The following is a 19,772-nucleotide window of genomic DNA, read 5'->3' on the forward strand; positions in this document are numbered from 1 at the left end:
CTACGGCATCCGCGGGTAGACCCGTCGTGCGTTGCCGGCGAAGACCTGCGCCAGCTCCGCGGCGGTCAGCGCGCAGGCGTCGAGGTAGCGACGGGTGTCGTCGAAGTGGTGGCCCGTCTCAGGGTCCTCGACCCGCACCGCACCGATCATCTCCGAGCCGAAGACCAGGTTCGACGCCGGCACGACCCGGGTGAGCAGGTCGATACCCGCCTGGTGGTAGACACACGTGTCGAAGAAGAGGTTGCCGAGCAGACCGTCGGCCGGCGTCGGCCGATCGAGCATCGCGGCCAGCCCCCGGAATCGTCCCCAGTGGTACGGCGCCGCACCACCTCCGTGCGGGACCACCAGCCGCAACGCCGGCAGGTCCGCGAACAGATCACCGGCCAGGAGCTGCATGACGACGGTGGTGTCGGCGTTGAGGTAGTACGCACCGGTGGTGTGGACCGCGGGATTGGCCGAGGCCGAGACGTGCACCATGGCCGGCACGTCCAGGTCGACCATGGCCTGGTAGAGCGGGTACCAGTACTCGTCGGTCAACGCGGGCGAGTCCCAGGAACCGCCGCTGGGGTCCGGGTTGAGGTTGCACCCCACGAAGCCGAGCTCCTCGACGCAGCGACGGAGCTCCGCGACCGAGTTCTCCAGCGACGTGCCCGGGGACTGCGGCAGCTGGCACACCCCCACGAACCTGCCGGGGAACAGCCGGGTCGCGCGGTGGACCAGGTCGTTGCAGCGCCGTGCCCACTCCAGGCTCACCTCCGCGTCGCCGAGATGGTGCCCCTGGGCCGAGGCCTGCGGGGAGAAGAGCGTGACGTCGATACCGCGCTCGTCCATCATCGCGAGCTGCCGCGGGGCCAGCGCGGCGGCGATCTCGTCGTCGCCGATCTCCGGGTACGGCGGCGGGGTCAGACCCGACTCCCACGCTGCGAGCTGGGTCCGCCTCCACTCCGTGTGCGCGGTCGGGACGGTGGTGAAATGGCCGTGACAGTCGACGATCATTCCCACTCCTCCTCACGCAGGCCGAGGGCGGAGAGCTCGGTCCGCATGTCGTTGACGTCGAGGCTCAGCTCGCCGGCGGCGTACCGCTCGCGCTTGATCGCCTCGGCCCCCTCTCGGGCACGTGCGGCCTCGAGGACCTCCGACGAGCGCAGCCGCGGCACCACCACGACCCCGTCGTCGTCGGCGACCACCACGTCGCCGGGCAGCACCGGGACCCCGGCGCAGACGATCGGCGTGCCGACGTTGCCGAGGGTGCCCTTCACCGTGCCCTGGGCGCTGACGGCCGCGGCCCACACCGGGAAGCCCATCTCGGTCAGGTCCGCCACATCACGCACGCCGGCGTCGATCACCAGGCCCACCACGCCACGGGCGCGCATGCTCGTCGCCAGCAGGTCGCCGAAGTATCCGTCCCGGCACAGACTGGTGGGAGTCACCACCAGGAGGTCGCCCGGCCGAGCCTGCTCGGCGGCCACGTGCACCATGGTGTTGTCCCCCGGGGGGACCTCGACGGTCAACGCCGTGCCGGCGGCCCGGATCGGACGATAGATCGGCCGCAGCCGCGGAGCCATCAGCCCCGTGCGCTGTTGCGCCTCGTGGACGGTGGCGACCCCGAGTCGACCGAGTGCCGCAACCACCTCGCGGTCGGCTCGTGGCGTGTTCGTCACCACCCGGCCGGGCCGCTCCGCGCTCACCGTGTGGCCCTCGCCGGCCGGCACCCCGCGGCGAAGAACCCGTCGGGATCGAGCCCTTCCGCGAGGAGACCCCGGCTCTCGAGGAGACCCTGGCCCTGCGCCATGGTGAGTGCTCGCTCGATCACCGGCACGATCCGGGCCGGATCGAGCAGCGCCTTCCGATCGGGCGGGACGCGTCCGTCGACGCGGGCGCAGCGGGTGAACGCCTGGTGGAGATCGCCGACGAGGCCGGCGTCCTCCCCGATCCGCGGACCCACGCACATCAGGTGGTTGATCGGCGTCGCGCCGAGCCGCTCCGCATAGCGCCGCGCCGCCACCTCGTGGTCGGCGATGAGCGGCCGACACCAGTCCGTGACGGGTTGGCCGGGTGCGTGGATCGCCGCATCGACCTGTCGCTGGCGGAGAAGCCCGAGCACACTCGATCCGGCCGGCGCGCGCACGGCCTGGGCCGGGTCGACGAATCCGGCGAGATGCGCCGGCTCGGTGGTGACCCAGGTGACCGCCCCGAGATCGAGGCCGTACTCCTGCTCGAGGATCCCCCGCACCCACAGGCCGGTGGTCTGGCTGTAGGACCGCACCGCCACCCGTCGGCCGGCCAGGTCCGCGGGGCCGGCGACGCCGGCGCGCGGGTCGACGTAGAGGCTGCCGTGCTGCGGGCGGGCGAGCGTGACGACCGGCAGCAGCCAGAGCGGCTTGCCCGCCGCGCGTGCCTGCAGGAACGCCCCCACGGCCATCTCGCAGAGGTCGTAGCGCTGGTGTTCGATCATGTCGCCGAACGCCTCGTGCACCGGGTCGACGTCGATGAACTCGAGCCGGACCGAACGAGGTGACACCTCGCCCGACCGCAGCCGGGCGGTGTGGGGGTAGCGACCGATGACGGTCCGTGCGATCTGCATGCTCACTCCTCGGGTCGTGCGGGCGCTCCGCTCAGGAGATCGGGGCGAAGAGGTCGGCCGCCTCCGGACGCTCGGCGACCACACCCTGGTCGTAGGCGAAGTCGGCGAGGGCCGCCACGGTGGTCCGGTTCGCCTCGAGCCCGTAGGGCAACGGGTCCGCCCCGACGATCTCCTGCATGCCGCGATAGTGGGCGGCGTCCGCCGCGAAGACGTCCTCGGTGACGTGTCCGGCGGGAAGTACGTCGCTCAGCGCCTGCTTGGCACGCGTGAACGCGGCCGTCAGGGAGCCGGCGAGCCACGGGTGCTGTTCGAGCAGTGCGGCCCGGACACAGACCAGGCCGTGCAGCGGGTAGATGCCGGTCGCGGCGAAGGAGCGCCGGTCGCGCGCCTCGGCGTCGGGGAACAGCCGGTAGCTCTCGGCCGCCGGCGCGGCGGCATGCCATCCGGCTCGCGGAGCACCGGTGCGGCCGATCCCGGCCCGTCCACCGAAGGCGGCGTCGATCCGGCCGTCGGCGAACGCCGCCGCGAGCGAATCGCCGCTCTCCAGCCGGTGGACGTTGGGCGGGAGACGAAGCGAGGCGACGTGCTCGTCGTCGTCGACCACCCAGTCGATGGCGCGGTGATCCACCGCGTGCTCGCGGGCGAGCAGCCCGCGGACCCAGACGCCGGTCGTGACCGAGTACGCCCGCACGCCGACGCGACGGCCCGCCAGGTCCGCCGGCACCGCGATGCCGCTTCCGCCACGGCACCGGACATCGTCATGGTGGAAGCGCCGCATCAGGAAGACCGGAAGCGCGACGATCGGCACGCCCGCCTCGCGAGCCGCCAGATAGGTCGTCGGCGCCAGCTCGCAGACGTCGTAGGCGAGGTCGCGCACCATGGCGCGGAATGCCGCGATGATCGGGGAGACCTCGACCATCTCCAGCCTCACCCCGACCGGTGTCACCGCGCCACGGCGGAGCGGCTCGGTGTGCGGGTAGCGCCCGAGCGCGGCGCGCAGGCGCAGCGGCTCAGGCATCCCGAGTCGCGGACCAGCCCGCGATGACCTCGTCGCTCGACCCCACGAAGACCGCCGGACGCAGGATCGCCATCGCATGCTCGTGGGCCTCATCGCGGTAGCTGGCACACGCGTCCTCGATCACCGCGGTGAAGTAGCCATGGGCCATCGCGTGACGGGCGGTGAAGTCGATCCCGATGTCGGTGGCGACGCCACCGAGCAGCACGGTGGTGATGCCCCGGGCTCGCAACCGGGCGTCGGCGGCGGTGTTGTGGAACAGCGAGGGCACCGACTTCTCGATGACCAGCTCGTCCGGCTCGGGCTCGAAGCCGTCGATGAACGCGGTGTCGCGACCACCCGGCTGCATGTAGTGCCCGGGCCTGTTCTCGCCGTGCGTACGGCGGCCGATACGCCACCGGGTCAGCGGGTCCATCAGGTCCGGTCGCGGGGCGAGATGTCGGCTGCGGACGATCAGGACGCCGTTCGCCCGCGCCGCCGTCATCAGCCGACGCCAGACCGGAGTCAGACGTGGCAGCGCCGGCGCCTGACCGGCGAGACCGTTCTGCAGGTCCCACAGCACCAGCGCGCACCTCTCGGGGCGCAGGACGTCGCTCAGCGAGGTGGGCACTGGCTCATCGACGGACATGACGGTCCTTCCTGTCGGTCTGGGATGGGGTCGGTCGGCGGGCGCCGAGCCGGTGGCGTGGCGGCGAGAGGGTGCTCAGCTGCCGTCCACGAACGGCTCGACCGGCGCGAAGTAGTCGTCGACGTCACGGCCGGCGAGCGGAATGCCCTGATCCGCCGCGTAGCGCAGCGCCGCCTCCAGGCTGGCCGCGTTGGCGGCGATCCCGTAGGGCCAGAAGTCGTCTCCGAAGACCTGCTGCAGCGCTCGGTAGTGCTGCGGGGCACCGGGGATCGGAACGCGGCTGGCCCGAATGTCCGAGAGACGCTGGAAGTAGCGGCGGCGAGCGATCTCGAAGCTCCGATAGATGTTCGAGGCCAGCCACCGGTGACGCCGGATCACCTCGCTGCGGGCCACCAGCGTCCGTTCGATCGGGAGAACGCCGGTCTTCTCGGCGTAGCCGCGCTCGGCGGAGACCGGGTCGTCGAAGAGCGGACCGATCGCGGCTCCCCCGGCCGCCGAGAGCACCGCCGACGGCGACGTCGCCACGGCGACGTCGATGCTCCCCTCGCTCAGCCGCGCGGCCAGGTCGGTCTCGTCGGCGGCCGAGATCCAGGAGAGTCGGGCCGGGTCGAGGCCGTGGGAGTCGACCAGTAGGCCGACGGCGTTGACGACCGCCGGCGCCAGCCGGTCGAGCGCGCCCACCCGCGCCCCCGCCAGGTCGTGCGCCGAGCGCACCCGGTCCCGGTGGACCAGGATCGAGCGATGCCGGAAGGCCCGGGACAGGAACACCGGCAGGGCCGTCAGCCGGTCGTCCCCGGCTCCTCGGTGACGCAGGTAGTCGGGCAGGGCCACGTCGGCGAGATCCGGTCCCCCGGCCGCCAGGAGGTCGGCACAGGTGGTCGGCGTGGCCGGCCGCACGAAGCGCGGTCGTACGCCGGCGATCTCGACCTCGCCGCAGACCACCGGATGCGCATGGTCGTAACGCGCCAGGGTCACCTCCAGCCGAACCCGGTTGTCATCCATCGACTCGCTCCTCGCTCCGGCGGCCGTGCGACCGCTCGTCCATCGCGGAGATCCATTCGGGGAAGAGGTCCTCGGCGCGCACGCCGTGCGTGGGGATGAGGCCCTGGGCGCTCACGTAGCGCAGGTAGGTCTCCAGGCTGCGCCGGTTCGGCTCGATGCCGTAGGCCCAGTCGGACATCGCGAGCTCCGCGTCCACCCGGGCGAGGTGGGTCTCGTGCCAGGGCAGCGGCACGTGCGAGATCTCCTCGCTGCGCAGCCGCTCGAAGTACTCCCGGCGCGCGGTCTCCAGCGCGTCGTAGACCCGCACCAGGATGGTGGGGTCCTGCTCGTGCAGCCGGGCGCTGACCGCCACCACGTGCATCATCGGCAGGCAGCCGGTCTTCTCGCGGTAGGCCCGCTCGGCAGCGGCCAGGTCGTCGTACAACAGGCGGATCAGGCCGCCGGAGGCGACCGACGTCTCCAGGCTCGGTGGTGGCGCCGGCAGGATCAGGGCGTCGATGTCCCCGGTCCACAACATCTCCTCCAGGCCGCGGTCGGCCACCCGATGGAGGGTGATGTCGTCGGGCATGAACCGGGCCGGGACGTTCTCCACCCGCCCGGGCCGCTCGATGCCACCCTGATACCAGATGACGTCTCGCGGGTGTACGCCGTGCATGTCGGCGAGCAACCCGCGAGCCCACACTCCGGCAGAGTTCGCCCAGGCCGGGACGCCAACCCGCGCGCCACGGAGGTCCTCCGGCCGGCTGATCCGGTCCGAGCGGACGAAGATCGCCGACTGCCGGTACAGCCGAGAGGGGAAGACCGGCATCCCTATCACCCGGTCGTCGCCGTTGGCACGCATCGTGCCGTAGTTCACGAAGCTCATCTCCGAGACGTCCCAGTCCTGGACGGTCACGAAGCGCCGGAACATCTCGGGGATCGGGAGCCGGATGAAGAGCGGGTCGGCGCCCTGGATCGGGATACGACCCGCTACCAGGTCCTCGACGTGGTCGTAGGAGCTGATCGCGAAGGTGAAGCCGAGTGGCTCGGCCCGACTCGATCGTGTCGGCCCCGTCACTGGCCGGCTCCCGCGACCGCAGCGGCGGCGAGGTTCGACTGGATCGGCCGCACGGCCGGGAAGTCCTCGATCTCCTGACCGACCCCCAACTGCTGCGCCCGCTGAACCACCAGCGCGGCCAGGGCGAGGTCCTGCTCCGCGGTTCCGACGGACTTGAAGAGCACGCGCTCCTCCTCCGCGCCGCGACCCAGGCTCGGGTCGCGCAGCACCTCCCAGAGCTCCTTGACCCGGTCCGCGGACGTCAGTCCGCGCTCGGTGGCGGCCAGGCCGTCACCCGACTCGCGGACGTGCGGAAGGTCGTCGACCACGACCCGGGAGGCGGCCCACAGGTCGGTGTCGACCTCCCGGTGATGGGGCCGGACCGAGCTGATCCCACAGACCAGCGCGCCGTCGCGGACCTCGTCGGCGTGAAGGACCGGCGTGGTGCCGGCGCGGATCGCGCTGAGCACCACGTCGGCGCTCTTGACCGCGGCGGTCAGGTCGGTGGCCGGCTCGATGTCCAGACCGAGCCGGGTGGAGAGCTCGGCGGCGAACTGCTCCCGGTTCCGCGGGGTCGGGCTGTGGACCAGGACCTTGCGCGGCCGGATCACCTTCGCGCTCGCCTCGAGCAGCGCCCGGGCCTGGGTGCCCGATCCGATCACGGTGACCTGCTCGGTCTCGGCCGGTGCCAGGTGCTTGACCGCGATCGCGGCCGTGGCCGCCGTTCGGAACGCCGTGATCCAGTCGGCGTCCATCAGCGCCACCAGGTCCCCGGTCTCCAGGGACGTCATGGCGATCACGTAGCGGACGCCGTGTACCGGGTGGTAGTTCATCGCCTTGTACCCGGCGTACCCGGTGTCGTAGGCGATCACCGGCATCAATCGGAGGAAGCCACGCTCACCGGTGGCATCCATCGTGATCCGCGGAGGAAGCTCCAGCGCACCCTCGACCGGGCGCGCCAGCATCCTCTCCAGGCCGGTGACGACGTCGGCGTCGACCATCGCCTCGCGGATGACGGCGTCTCGGAGCAGCAACATGGACCGGGCCCCTCACATCGGGTTCCGACCGAGGTAGAACTCGGTCAGGTCGCTGGACGGGAGCTCGTCGATGATGCCGGCCCTGTGGGCTCCCTCGGCGATGCGCCGCATCGCGCCGTCGTTGAGCCGCATCGCGGGCGATCGCAGGGATCCTCCGTTGAAGCCGGAGAGCCACTCCATGTACTTCCACCCGACGCGGTGGATGAAGTGCGCGCCCGAGTAGGTCTGGGAGAAGGCCAGCCGGGCGGCGCGCGCCGGCTGGAGCCGCCACCAGATCTCCATCGCCTCGTCCCAGCGATCCTGGTGCATCAGATCGAAGTACCGCGGCACCGCATCGCCGAAGAACTGGAAGTTGCTCGTCCCCATCCACTGCATTCCGAACCACTGCACGAAGCCCGGTGCGGTGGCATCGCGCGGATCGGAGATCAGCAGCCGATCCGAGCAGAGTCGCAGCATGTCGGTGTGCGCGCCGTTGCCGCTGCCGCCCTCGCACTTCAGGGCGACGGCACGAGGATGATCGGCCAGCCGGTCGACCAGCCGCGGCGAGAGCTGCCCCGGGTGCAGTCGCCCGAAGTTCCAGTGGTCGACGGAGAACAGCACCGTCGCCAGCGGCACCTCGTCCATCACCCGGGTGGAGTATTCGTAGACGTCCTCCTCCGAGGTGGGGTAGAAGGTCTGCGGGTAGGAGAGCAGCAGCAGGCTCGCACCGGCGGCGGCGCCCGCCCGGCCCACCCGGAGCACGTCGTCGAACGCGTCGAAGTTGGCGTGTACGACGAGGTGGAAGTCCTCGCCTCCCTCGTCCTTGACGATCTCCATGAACCGGATGTACTCCTCCGGCGTGGTCCCGCACTCGGAGACCGCGAGCGCGCCCCAGAACCCGAGCTCCTTGATCCGCCGGACATCGTGTCGGATGCCGGCCTCGTTGAGCTTCTTCATGTCGTGGGAGAACGAGGGCATCACGACGTTGCAGACGCCCCGCATGTTCTCCCGGGCCCAGTCCTTGGACTCTTCCTTGGTGTATGACGGCATTGCCGTGCCTTCCTCTGCTCGCGGCCCGCGGGCCGCCGAAACGGTGCGCCGGTGATCGTCGGCCCTGCCGGGTACGACGCCCGCGGCGTCAGGTGGTCGTGACGAGGCCCTCGTCGGGTTGGCCCAGGGCTGCTTCGCGGAAGCGCGGAGACTTCCCGCCCGACAACACCCCGAGCCACTGGTCCAGGCTCTCCTTGGAGTACTCCAGGACACGGAAGGGGAAGTCGGCCGGATCGTCGACCTTGACCCCGTCGGTCTCGCACTCGCAGATGAACTGCATCGGGTCGAGGAAGTAGCAGAAGATGTAGTCGCCGGGTCCGTGTCGGCCCGGGCCGTAGAGCTTCTCGCCGAGGGTGGTCTTGCTGGCGCGCGCGATCTGACGGAAGAACTGGTTCAGCTCCGGCATCTCCCAGGCCACGTGGTTCAAGGACGCGTGCGGGGCGCGATTGAACGCGACCGTGTGGTGGTCGCGATTGCTGAACAGGAACGACATGTTCTCGGCGCGCCATTCACGGACGGCGAAGCCGAGGATGTCGCAGTACCACTGCGTGGTGGCCTCGATCTGCGTGGAGTTGAGCACGATGTGCGCGGGGAACATCGGCACCGCGTCGGGCAGATCCGCCGGGTCGGGCAGCTTGGTCGCCGGGCGAAGTCCGAACTCCACCCGCCGGCCCTCCGGGTCGATCACGCTGAACCCCTCGGTCATGCCCGGGCAGCACGGCGCGTCCGGCACCACGACCTCGCCGCGCTCGAGGATCCGGGCGAGCGTCGCGTCATAGTCGGCCTTGTCGGTCGTGACCAGACAGAAGTGGTCGACCGCCTTCTTCTCCGAGGTGACCAGCACCAGCGAGTAGTCCTCGCCGGCATCCCGACTGGCGCCGAGGCGGACCACGCCCTCCTCACGGCTCACCTCGTGCAAGCCCCAGTCGCCGGTGTAGAAGTCGACCGCCTCCGGCGCCTTGGGTGAGGCCAGTGCCACGTGATGCAACGTCATCTGCATGTTCTTGCTCCTCTTGTCTCTTGAGATCTGCTCGGTCGGCTCGTCACTCCTGGGACCCGAGCAGCTTCCACAGTGGCGAGAGGTCCGGCAGTTCCTCAAGCCCGTCGATGAGCGTCATCAGCTCCCCGGCGACATCCGCGCCGACCCGCCGGCCGGCCAGGTTCATGAACTTGGCCCGGATGGTCTCCGGGCTCAGCGGGTAGCGCGCGCTGCCCGGCGCGGCGTCGGCGTGGCCGCTGACCTCGCGGCCGTCGGCCAACTCGATGGTCACGGTCACCTCGTGGCGAGCGCTGCGTCCCTTGGCGTCCACCGCGGGGTCCGTACGCACCTCGAACCTCTTGGTCAGCTCGATGACCCGGGGGTCGGTCAGCCGCTCCTTCGCGAACTGGTCGACGAAGCACTCGCCGTCGATCAGGGCGACCGACGAGGCATACGACAGGTTCATCTGAGCGGTGATCTGCTCGTCGGGGACGTACCGCCAGCCGACGTGGTCGCGGGTCGCCGTCGACGCATCGATGCGCACGTGCCGGACGTCGTCGGCACCGAAGCCGTGCTCGCGCTGCAGGTCGAGCATCAGTCCGACCGTGCTGTGCGTGCTGCCGCAACTGGAGAACGGCTTGAACCCGACGTTCACCGTCTCCCAGCGACTGCCGAGCTCCATCGTCAGCTCGTCGCTCCTCCAGTCGTCGGCGAAGGTCGACAAGAACCCGCCGTACGGCTCTTCGAAGACCGCCGCGATGCCGGAGAAGCCCTGGGCGGCCAGGAGCCCGGCGCGGACCCCGACCTGAGCGGCGTTGCCGGCATGGCCACGCTTGATCATCGCGCCGTACTGGGCCGCCATCAGGCCACAGGCGAGGCTCCCCGCGATGCCGATCGCGTCCTGGGTCTGGTCGGCGTTCAGCCTGAGGATCCGCGCGGCACCCGAGGCCGCGCCGAAGACGCCGAGCACGCCGTTGTTGTGCCAGCCACGCAGGAGGAGCGGAACGCCGACGGCCAGGCCGACCCGGCTCGACGCCTCCAGGCCGGCGACATGCGCGGTCACCAGATCCGCTCCGGTCGCACCGCCGCTCACCTCGGCCACCGCGGCGGTCGCCGGCAAGGTGGTGCCGCCGGGATGCAGGATCGCGACGTGATGCAGGTCGTCCAGCTCGAAGGAGTGCGCGAGCGTGCCGTTGACGAAGGCCGCCGTGGCCGGCGAGGTCTTCCACGCGCTCCCCCAGGCCGAGGCGCTCCCGCCCGAGTCGCTCGGGCCGAAGGCGTCCTCCAGCGTCTGGGCGATCGGCAGCGTGCGACCGAACAGGGCGCAGCCCAGGGTGTCGAGGATGTCGAGCTTCGCGTGCTCGCGGACCTCGACCGGGATGTCGCCGATGTCCAGTCCGGACACGAACTCGGCCAGCGGCCGGGTGTGGGTCGGCTCGGTCGGCTCGGCGCGCTGCTTGCCATGGCGATCGTCGCCGTGCTGCTCGCTCACTCGTCTCTCACTCCTCCGGAATGCTCGCGCATCCCTCCACGTCCAGGCCCGGGCGACGGAGGGCGCGGGCTCTTTCCTTCGTGTGTATACAGTATCCCTTAACCAGCCAACGTCAAGCCCCGCCGACGAATTCGCCCGCCGGGAACGCCTCGAATCCACCTGATGACCGGCGCCGCCGGCCGCGATCCTCCCGCCGTACGGCGCCGACGCGGCTGAGCTCGCGAATCGACCGGGTGCCCGGGTGGCGAACGGTTCGGCCGGTCGTCACCGACGGTATGGGCCGCCGGTCCGGGCCGCCGGTCCGGGCTCAGGCCTGCTCGGCGCGGACCGAGCTGGCCTCCAGACGCTTGACGATGAAGTCCCGGGAGGTCGTGACATGCTCCCGCATGACCGCTCGGGCCGCGTCCATGTCACCGGAGGCGAGCGCATCGATCAGTCGCTCGTGCTCGTCGGTCGCCGTGCTCCGCCCGGGGGCGTCGGTCACCATGTTCGCCAGATGCATGTGGATCCGGGTGCGCAGATCGCTGATCATCTCGGCGACCATCGTTTCCGGCCCGGCGACCAGCTGGTGCAACCGGCGGTCCAGCGCCAGGAACTCCTCGCCATGGGCCGCCTTCATCTGGTCGTTGATGGCGCGCAGCTCCGCGATCACCGCGTCGGGCACCGAGCCGCGCTTCTCCAGCGCCAGGTCCTCCAGGGTCATCCGGATGTCGACCAACTCCAGGATCTGATCCCCGGTCGGCTTGGTCACCACGAACTGGTGGTACGGCGTGGCCTTGACCAACGACTCGGCCTGCAGGCGACGCAGCGCCTCGCGGACCGGGATCCTGCTCACGCCGTAGCGTTCGGCCAGGTAGACCTGGCTGAGGCTGGAACCGTCCGGAAGAACGTCGCGCACGATGTCCTCGCGTAGCCGCTCGTACACGGCGTCCGCCAGTGACGCGCGCGGGACGAGCGATGACTTCGCCGCGTCGCTCATGGTCATTCCTTCCGCCGTAGAGGCCTCGCACACGAGGGGCAGCGGCCAGCGCCGCAAGTTGACACAGTATACAGTTGTTCGGCCCGCTGCCGCCGCCCTCGCCGGCGGCACCCTACGGACAGTAGGCGCCAGTGCGGTGCCTGTCGATCGTGGGCGACGACCAGGGCTGGTCCCTCAGCAGTACGCCGTGGTCATGTACGTGCTCGGATCGGTGTCGTCGACCGCGTCCAGCTGCTTGAGGCTCGCCAGCAGGTTCTTGATGGCCTTGGTGTTCACGCAGGTGTCGGTGTCCCACTGCTTCGCGACGACGTACTCCTGGTAGGCCTCCTCGGCGTCGGCCTGACTGGTGTCGGTGTCCGCGGAGAGCATCTTGATCGCCGCCTTCTTGTTCGCGGGGTCGTAGAGCCACTCCGCGGCCTCGTGCAGCGCGGCGAGATAGTCCTTGACCAGGTCGGGGTTCGACTTCGCCCACGAGGTGTTCGCGAGGATCGAGCTGCGCGACATCAACGGCGCGACATCGAGGGTCTTGCCCAGGATGTGATAGCCCTCCTTCTCCAGACTCGAGTCGGTGGGCGGCGGCAACAGCGTCGCCTGTATCGCACCGCCTTGCAGCGCGCCCGCTCGGTCACTGGAACCCTGTCCGTACACGAAGTGCACCTCGGACGGATCCACGCCCCCGTCGGTCAGGAACTTGTCCACGATCGTGTTGTAGGGATCCACGTCGTTCGCCAGCCCGATGGTCTTTCCCTTCAGCTGGGAGATCCTCGTGATGTCCTTCGCGGTGACGAAGGAGTTGCCCGACCGGTCGACACCCTGGCCGACGATCTCGACATCGCCGCCCTTCTCGACGACCTGGACGAGCTTGGCGGTGTCGCCGAGCCCGAGGTCGGCGCTCCCCGAGATCAGCGCATCCACCGAGACCTGGGGGCTCACCGTGGTCTCGTCCACCTGGAGACCGTGCTCCTTGAAGAAGCCCTTCTGCTGGGCGACCAGCTCGCGCCAGTGACCGCCGGTGACGGTCATCGTGGTGGTGGTGATCTTGTGCAGACCGTCGGAGGTCGTCTCACTTCCGGATCCGCCGCAGGCGGCGGACGCCAGGGAAAGGGCTGCGAGTGCCGCCACCGTGCCGCTGCGACGCGCAAGTCCACTACGCAGGTGCTCCATCATCTCTTCCTCTCACCGCGACCGACTCGGGCCGCACGAAACCGCCTCACGGTGGACCGCGAGTTGATCAGTGACTTCTCGGGTGTAGCGCGTCACGGTCCCGAGCTCCGGACGACGAGTTCAGCGACGAGTCTCAGCCGGTCGTCGGCTTCCAGGCCTGGAACCGTTTCTCGAGCGCCGCGAATGCCTGGGTGAAGGCGAGTCCGAGAGCGGCGATGATGATGACGCCGGCGAACACCGTTGGTGTGTCGTAGACCTGGGACGCCTTCATCATCATCATGCCGACACCCGCGTTGGACGCGATGTACTCCCCCACCACGACACCGGTCAGGGCATGCGCCACGGCCATCCGCAGGCCCGAGATGATGTACGGCACCGCGCCGGGCAGCGCCACCGTGCGGAACAGCTGCAGGTTGGACGCTCCGAACGCCCGCGCCGCACGCAGCAGCGCCGGATCGAGGTTCTTCACCCCGGCGGTGGTGGTGATGATGATCGGGAAGACGGCGCCGAAGAAGATCACCGCGACCTTGGACCACACGCCGATGCCGAACCAGATGACGAACAGCGGCGCCAGCGCGATCCGCGGCGTGCTGTTCAGGAAGTGCACGAACGGGTCGAGCATGCTCTGCACCGCCGCGAACCAGCCGATGAGCAGGCCGAGGAGAAGGCCCACCACGATCGCCAGGCCGAAGCCGATGGCGAAGCCCTTGCCGCTGACGCGCATGTTGTACCAGAAGTCGGAGGAGACCAGGAGCTGCGCGATCCGATGGCCGATGTTGTACGGCGTCGGCAGGACCAGCTCGCTGGCCAGGTGGAGCTGCGCCACCGCGACCTGCCACGCGGCGAGTACGACGATGATCGCGACCGTGCCCAGGATCCAGCCGCGCTGTCGCTGGAGGAAGGTGGGCTGCCCCGGGACTCGGGCCGGCGGCGGGGCCGGCGTGGCGGGGATGGAAGCGGATTCACTCACCATGGTCACTGGTACTTCACCTTCTCGAGCAATGCCTCGATGTGGTCCTCGTAGGCGAGGAAGTCGGGTTCGCGCTTGGTCGCCGTCGTCCGCGGTCGCGGCAGGTCGATCGGAACGATCTCGGCGATGCGTCCGGGCCGCGCGCTCATCACCACGACCCGGTCCGCGAGATAGATCGCTTCCTTGATGTCGTGGGTGATGAAGAGCGCCGTCTTCTTGTTCACGCTCCAGATGCGCAGCAGTTCGGACTGCATCGTCTCGCGAGTCTGCGCGTCCAGCGCGCCGAACGGCTCGTCCAGCAACAGCATCTCCGGGTTGGCGACCAGCGCCCGCGCGAGGTTGGCGCGTTGCTGCATGCCGCCGGAGAGCTCGTTCGGGTAGGAGTCACCGAAGTTGCCGAGGCCGACGAGCTCGAGGTGCTCCTCGACCGCGAGGTCGATCTGCTTCTTCGGGGTCTTGCCGGCGATCTTGAGCCCGTAGGCGACGTTGGCGCGAATCTTCTTCCACGGGAACAGGCTCGCGGACTGGAAGACGATCGCCCGGTCCGAGCCCGGGCCGGTGATCTGCCTGCCGCGCAGCTCGAGCCGGCCCGAGGAGATCTTGCGCAATCCTCCGACGGCGTCGAGAAAGGTCGTCTTTCCGCATCCACTCGGACCGACGATGACGACGAACTCGCCTTCCCTGATGTCGATGTCGATCCGGTCGACCGCGCAGAAGGCGGTGCGTTCGCGTTCAAGCCAGTAGTGGATCCGTACGTCGGCCGCACGCAGCACCACGTCGTCACCGGGTCCGTCAGACGGGGGACGGCTCAGCGGCGCTTCGCGACTCGCTCGGCTGGTCAGCTTCATCGTTCCTCATCGATCTGAGTAGGTGTGGCTGGTCACCATGACGGTGTGACACGGGACACTAGCAGGCATAGGGCATACTGTATACACCCAGTGGATGAGTCTTGGTGAAACCTCAGAAATGCCTGGCTCGGATGCCCGTTCACGATCGGAGCGCCCATGATCGACACCGGCAGTGCGCCGCCCTCAGCGGCATCGGTCCGCGCGCCGGGGACCTTTGCCGCCCTCCGGGAGCCGGCGTACCGCCGGTTCTTCATCGGTCAGGGCATCAGTCTTCCAGGCACCTGGATGCAGACGATCGGCCAGTCGTGGCTCGTCCTCGAGCTGACCGGATCGGGCACCTATCTCGGTCTCCTCACCGCCGCTCAGTTCCTCCCCGTGCTCCTCCTCGCGCCCTATGGCGGTCTCCTCGCGGATCGGCTCCCCAAGCGAATCCTGCTGCTGGCCACCCAGTCCGTGATGTGCCTGTCGGCTTTCGGCCTGGGGATCCTCACCGTGCTGCACCTGGTCTCGGTCGGAGCCGTCCTCGTCGCGGCGGTGCTGCTCGGCATCGCGACCGCCGTCGACAACCCGACTCGACAGGCGTTCGTGATCGAGCTGGTCGGCCCGAGGCTGGTGGTCAACGCCGTCTCCCTCAACAGCGTGCTGGTCAACGCCGCCAGAGCGGTCGGGCCCGCCATCGCCGGCGTGATGATCGCCGCGGTGGGCGTCGGGTGGTGCTTCCTGATCAACGCCGCCTCCTTCGCCGGGATCCTGGTCGCACTCGCGTGGCTGCGGCTGCCGGACCACCGGCCGACGACCACCAGGACCCGCGCGCTGAGCCAGTTGCGCGACGGCTTCGGCTACACGTTCCGCGAACCGCGTCTGCTCTGGCCGTTCCTGCTCATCCTGCTGGTGGGGACCTTCGCCTGGGAGTTCCCGATCACGCTGCCGATGCTCACCCGGGACGCCTTCGACAACGACGCCCGGGTCTACGGCTGGCTGACCTCCGCCATGGGCATCGGTGCCATCCTCGGCGGACTGGTCGTCGCGCGTCTCGCCCGGACCGGGTTGGCGGCCATCGCCGGCGCGGCGGCCGTGTTCGGCGCCGGGATCCTGCTGCTCGCGCTGGCACCCGGCGTGCCGACCGCGATCGGCGCGCTCTTCGTCGTCGGCATCGGCTCCACCGCCTTCATGTCCATCTCGAATGCGACCATGCAGCTCTCCAGCGCCCCGGAGTATCGCGGCCGGGTGATGTCGCTGTGGTCGATGAGCTTCTCCGGCAGCACCCCGATCGGCGGTCCGATCGTCGGCGCGGTGGGCGAGCACAGCTCGCCCCGATGGGCCCTCGGCCTCGGTGCCCTCTCCTGCCTGGTCGCGGTCGTGCTGAGCCTCGGCGTCACCAGGTCCCTGGATCGCCGGTCGTCGCAGAGGTAGGACCCCGGCGCACGGGTCGGCCCTTGACCACCTCCGGACGTATACAGTATTCATTTTGGTACTCGTCTCGGAGCAGCACTCCCGATACGGGCGACGTTGTGGTTCCACCCCCACGCCCGCTGGCGTCGTCCCGACCGCACGGACCAGGGACGCGCCAGCGGCGCCGTTCGACGTTCTCGAGAAAGGTCATCATGTCTACGCTCGCGAGTTCGCCCACCGACAGTCGTCGGCTCCATCGATCACGAGCGCTGGCCACCGCCAGCGTCCTGGCCATCGCCACCGTCACCGGTGCAGGCGCACCGGCCGCCCACGCCTCCGCGACCGCGTCGGGCGCGGCCTCGCCGGCGACCGCGCATCGCGGCGCCTCCTCTCCCGTGGTCACGCACACCGGCCGGAAGCCCACCGGCTACCAGGTGAGGTTCCGGTATCACGACGCCAAGGCGGCGCTGGTCCGGATCACCGGGAGTTGGTACTTCACCAACCCGGACGAGCTCTCGTCGTACACCACCGGGCCGGAGGAGCTGCTCGAGACGACCGGGCGGCTGCCGGCGGACTGGCGGGTCGGTGACTTCCCGGTCTCCTCTCCCAACTCCTCGTTCCCGAACTGGCCGGTGGCCGACATGACCCGGCATCGGGGCGGCGATTGGAGCTACACGACCCCACTGCCGTCGGGACCGTTCACCTACTCCTTCGAGGTCTGCTCGGACGCCGCCGGCACCGACTGCGAGACGGTCGCGGACCCACAGAACCTGCCCTGGAACGAGTCCCACGGATCGGTGCAGGGCACCCAGATCACCTCCAGTGAGGTCTACGTGCCCTCGGATCCCGCGTTCGGGACCGTCGATCTCAGCTATCAGGGTCCGGCGCGGGTGCAGGGCACGCTCACCCACACCACGTTCCCGTCCTCGACCTCGGTCCCGCCGGCCGACGAGGCCTACGTGAGCGTCTACACCCCGCCCGGGTACGACGCCCACCGGTCGACGCCGTACCCCACGCTCTACATGTTCGGCGGCGGTGACAACGAGATGGAGTGGACGACCACGGGCGACCTGCAGAACATCCTGGACAACCTGATCGCCACCGGCCAGGTCGAGCCGATGGTGGTCGTGATGGCGAGCGACAAGGGCGAGACCGAGGACTACGACGGCTTCCCCGAGCTGACCACGAACGTCCTCGACACGCTCATCCCGTGGACCGAGTCGCACTACGACGTGTCCGCCGACGCCGATCGCCGGGCGATCGCCGGGCAGGGCTTCGGCGGCTCGATCGCCCAGTCGATGCTCTACAACCACACCGACACGTTCGGCTACTACGGCATCATGAGCCCGGGGTCCCGGGCCAACTTCACCACCCCGGACGACTCCACCGTGACCGATGCGCAGGTGGCGGCGATGAAGACGAAGGGCATCTTCGTCTCGGGTGGCTACCTCGAGCCGGCGGTCACGCCGTTCGGGTCCTCCCACGGCGGCCACTGGTATCACGCCCAAGCGGTCAAGGCTCTCACCGACCTCGGCGTCCCGGTGACGCCGGACTTCGTCTTCGGCGGCCACGACATGTACACCTGGCGGATCACCATCCACGACTTCCTGACCAGGGTCGCCTTCCGCCCGACACCGACCAGCTGAACCGACCAGGTGAACCGACCAGGTGAACCGACCAGGTGAGGAGAGGATCGGCCGATCAGGGCCGGCTCGAGGGGTCGGCACCGCGCATCCGGGACAGTCGCGCGCGCAGCGCGGGCACCCGGTGCGCGTTGCCGCGCAGCTCGACGTACGCATCGCCGTAGGTCCACAGCAGCGCGTCGTCGAGACGGCGTACGGCGCCGGGTGGATAGCGGTAGTCCATCCGTTCGGCGAGCGTCTCGGCCTCGATCGAGCGCAGGGTGTCGCCGAGCTCGGCCAGTGAGGTGATGCCGAGCTCGAGGACCAGGCCGGCGATCCAGGTGTAGTGCTCGGTGCGGGACCAACCGGCGTCGGCGTACTGCCCGGCGAGGAAGGCGGCGAGCTCGCGCGGGCTGATCCTGGGGTCGTCGCCGCCCGGCTCGGGGATCGCCACGGTCATCGGTGCGCGCAGTCGGTCGCGGATCGTGGAGAACTCCTGATCCGCGAGCTCGAGCAGCCCGGCCGCCAGGGTGAACCGCCGGTCGAAGTCCGGCACGTGTGCGTCCGGGATGGTGCCCTTGTAGCGGATGTCGTGCTCGAACTCGGCCCAGGCGTGCTGCAGCACGGTGCGGATCTGCACCTGGGCCCGCAGACCGCGCAACGCCACATAGTCGGGCTGGTCCTCCCGGCCCGGATCCAGGCCGATCAACAGATGCCGGCTCGCATAGCCGAAGCGGCCCTGGCTCGCCGTCTCCTGCCCCATGTCCCGGTCGTCGAAGATCTCGACCGCATCATCGAGCAGCCCGGCGACCGCCTGCACGTCGCTGTGCACGTAGGTGATCACGCGGAGTCCGATCTGGTCGGTGATCTCGCGCAGCGGGTCGCGATAGAGCGGTCGTCCCTCGAGGGTCCGGGTCGCCTTGCTGGCGAACGACGCGACCGACTTGGTCCGGCCGGTGATGGTCAGGTAGTTGATGCCGGCGTCATCGAGGACCGAGGTCACCAGCCGCACGAACAGGTCCGTGGCGGATCGCAGCTCGGCCTGCCGCTGGGAGTACTCCCGAACGGCGGCGCCGGGATCGTGCACCACACCCGTGGTCCTGCCGCGTGGCGTCGGCACCAGATCGGAGGGAAGCGTGGGGGTGACGATGTAGCCGGTCGCGAAGTCTCCATAGGTGGTGGTCTGCGCCGGGCATCGGGTCGCGAAGAGGCCGACGTAGGCGCACACGACCGCGTCCACCTGATCCTCGACCACCCGCAGCTCGCTCTTGCGGCTCGCGGTCTCGACCGCGCTCCGCAGGGCCCGCCACGGTTCGCCGTCCACCACTAGCGGCGGTACGGCGGAGGCCAGTCCCTCCAAGAGTCCGATCAGCACCATCAGCTCGGCCCGAAGCTGCTCGATGTCGCGTCCGGACTTGTTCTTGTACTTCAACGTGCGCCCCAGCCGGAACAGCGCGACCGTCGCCGGACTCGGATAGACCTCGATCGCCCGGCGCGCCCGGCCCGAGCGGGGGTTCATGTCCAGCTTGAGCCGGGTCGCGACCCGGGCGCCCCGCGGCTGCTCGCGGAACTCGGGCTTGCCGGTGTTGGCCGGATACGCGCCCGCGTCGAAGCGAGCGAAGTCGCGGTTGAGCCGGGCCTCGGCCGGCCGGTTCCCCGTCGGGTTGGTGACGATCAGCGGTGCGTCGATCGCCACCAGGCACTCACCCTCGACGTACGGCGCCAGCGCGGTCACGATCTCGTCATCGGTCCTCACCGCCGAGACGTGCAGCAGGCGACCCTCCTCGTCGATCACCGCCAGTCCGCTGGGTTTGCGCTCGCCCCAGGCGAGATCGACTCCGACGAAGTGCATGCGCCCAGCCTGCCGCACCGACGCCGAGGGGTGCACGGTCAGGTCTCCACGGCGCTCCGTTCTCCATGTCGGCAGGCCGGCGCGTTCTCGAGCTGGCGTCTCGCGCGGAGCCGTCACGGCCGGGCGGGATGGTGGGTGGTCCG

The 19,772-nt window shown here is 69.8% G+C and carries 18 protein-coding genes; 2 read left to right on the forward strand and 16 right to left on the reverse strand.

Annotated elements, in window-relative coordinates:
* From QM638_RS20640 to QM638_RS20710, 15 genes are all read right to left on the reverse strand, one after another.
* Positions 1-996, reverse strand: a complete 996-nt coding sequence (locus QM638_RS20640) for an amidohydrolase family protein (RefSeq protein WP_415145138.1) — start codon at positions 994-996, stop codon at positions 1-3.
* Positions 993-1,688 carry a 4-carboxy-4-hydroxy-2-oxoadipate aldolase/oxaloacetate decarboxylase gene (locus QM638_RS20645; RefSeq protein ID WP_415145140.1) on the reverse strand — a complete coding sequence of 232 codons (696 nt, stop codon included), beginning with the start codon at positions 1,686-1,688 and terminating at the stop codon, positions 993-995. Before QM638_RS20645 ends, QM638_RS20640 begins: the two co-directional genes overlap by 4 nt.
* Positions 1,685-2,584: a hypothetical protein gene (locus tag QM638_RS20650; RefSeq protein WP_415145142.1), complete on the reverse strand. Its 900-nt coding sequence runs from the start codon at positions 2,582-2,584 to the stop codon at positions 1,685-1,687. Before QM638_RS20650 ends, QM638_RS20645 begins: the two co-directional genes overlap by 4 nt.
* Before the next feature lie 31 nt (positions 2,585-2,615).
* Positions 2,616-3,602, reverse strand: a complete 987-nt coding sequence (locus tag QM638_RS20655) for a hypothetical protein (protein WP_415145144.1) — start codon at positions 3,600-3,602, stop codon at positions 2,616-2,618.
* A complete protein-coding gene (locus QM638_RS20660) occupies positions 3,595-4,227 on the reverse strand; it encodes an isochorismatase family cysteine hydrolase (protein WP_415145146.1) in 633 nt (210 codons plus the stop codon). Before QM638_RS20660 ends, QM638_RS20655 begins: the two co-directional genes overlap by 8 nt.
* A 75-nt stretch (positions 4,228-4,302) precedes the next feature.
* Entirely contained in the window at positions 4,303-5,229 is a 927-nt protein-coding gene (locus tag QM638_RS20665; protein ID WP_415145148.1) for a hypothetical protein, read from the reverse strand.
* On the reverse strand, positions 5,222-6,286 hold the full coding sequence (locus QM638_RS20670; RefSeq protein ID WP_415145150.1) for a hypothetical protein: 1,065 nt from the start codon (positions 6,284-6,286) through the stop codon (positions 5,222-5,224). The genes QM638_RS20665 and QM638_RS20670 overlap by 8 nt, the downstream gene beginning before the upstream one ends.
* Entirely contained in the window at positions 6,283-7,302 is a 1,020-nt protein-coding gene (locus tag QM638_RS20675; protein WP_415145152.1) for an ornithine cyclodeaminase family protein, read from the reverse strand. Before QM638_RS20675 ends, QM638_RS20670 begins: the two co-directional genes overlap by 4 nt.
* A 12-nt stretch (positions 7,303-7,314) precedes the next feature.
* The gene (locus QM638_RS20680; RefSeq protein WP_415145153.1) at positions 7,315-8,331 is read right to left on the reverse strand and encodes a dihydrodipicolinate synthase family protein; all 1,017 of its coding nucleotides are present in this window, start codon (positions 8,329-8,331) and stop codon (positions 7,315-7,317) included.
* A gap of 88 nt (positions 8,332-8,419) precedes the next feature.
* Positions 8,420-9,331 (reverse strand): VOC family protein, encoded by a 912-nt coding sequence (locus QM638_RS20685; protein ID WP_415145155.1) that lies wholly within the window; start codon positions 9,329-9,331, stop codon positions 8,420-8,422.
* Positions 9,332-9,374: 43 nt separating this feature from the next.
* Positions 9,375-10,802 carry an MmgE/PrpD family protein gene (locus QM638_RS20690; protein WP_415145156.1) on the reverse strand — a complete coding sequence of 476 codons (1,428 nt, stop codon included), beginning with the start codon at positions 10,800-10,802 and terminating at the stop codon, positions 9,375-9,377.
* 307 nt (positions 10,803-11,109) lie between these two features.
* Complete coding sequence (locus QM638_RS20695) at positions 11,110-11,781, reverse strand: GntR family transcriptional regulator (RefSeq protein ID WP_415145158.1); 672 nt, start codon at positions 11,779-11,781, stop codon at positions 11,110-11,112.
* A gap of 174 nt (positions 11,782-11,955) precedes the next feature.
* Positions 11,956-12,945, reverse strand: a complete 990-nt coding sequence (locus tag QM638_RS20700; RefSeq protein WP_415145160.1) for an ABC transporter substrate-binding protein — start codon at positions 12,943-12,945, stop codon at positions 11,956-11,958.
* A 133-nt stretch (positions 12,946-13,078) separates the two neighbouring features.
* Positions 13,079-13,915: an ABC transporter permease gene (locus QM638_RS20705; RefSeq protein WP_415145162.1), complete on the reverse strand. Its 837-nt coding sequence runs from the start codon at positions 13,913-13,915 to the stop codon at positions 13,079-13,081.
* 5 nt (positions 13,916-13,920) lie between these two features.
* Positions 13,921-14,763, reverse strand: a complete 843-nt coding sequence (locus QM638_RS20710; protein WP_415145164.1) for an ABC transporter ATP-binding protein — start codon at positions 14,761-14,763, stop codon at positions 13,921-13,923.
* A gap of 156 nt (positions 14,764-14,919) precedes the next feature.
* Between QM638_RS20710 and QM638_RS20715 the strand changes: the two genes are divergently transcribed.
* Complete coding sequence (locus QM638_RS20715) at positions 14,920-16,176, forward strand: MFS transporter (RefSeq protein ID WP_415145166.1); 1,257 nt, start codon at positions 14,920-14,922, stop codon at positions 16,174-16,176.
* 191 nt (positions 16,177-16,367) lie between these two features.
* Positions 16,368-17,801 (forward strand): alpha/beta hydrolase-fold protein, encoded by a 1,434-nt coding sequence (locus QM638_RS20720; RefSeq protein WP_415145168.1) that lies wholly within the window; start codon positions 16,368-16,370, stop codon positions 17,799-17,801.
* 55 nt (positions 17,802-17,856) lie between these two features.
* Here the strand turns inward: QM638_RS20720 and QM638_RS20725 are convergent, their stop codons facing one another.
* On the reverse strand, positions 17,857-19,629 hold the full coding sequence (locus QM638_RS20725) for a DUF429 domain-containing protein (protein ID WP_415145170.1): 1,773 nt from the start codon (positions 19,627-19,629) through the stop codon (positions 17,857-17,859).
* Positions 19,630-19,772 lie beyond the last annotated feature (143 nt).

This window comes from Nocardioides sp., from assembly GCF_047606145.1.
GTDB lineage: Bacteria > Actinomycetota > Actinomycetes > Propionibacteriales > Nocardioidaceae > Nocardioides.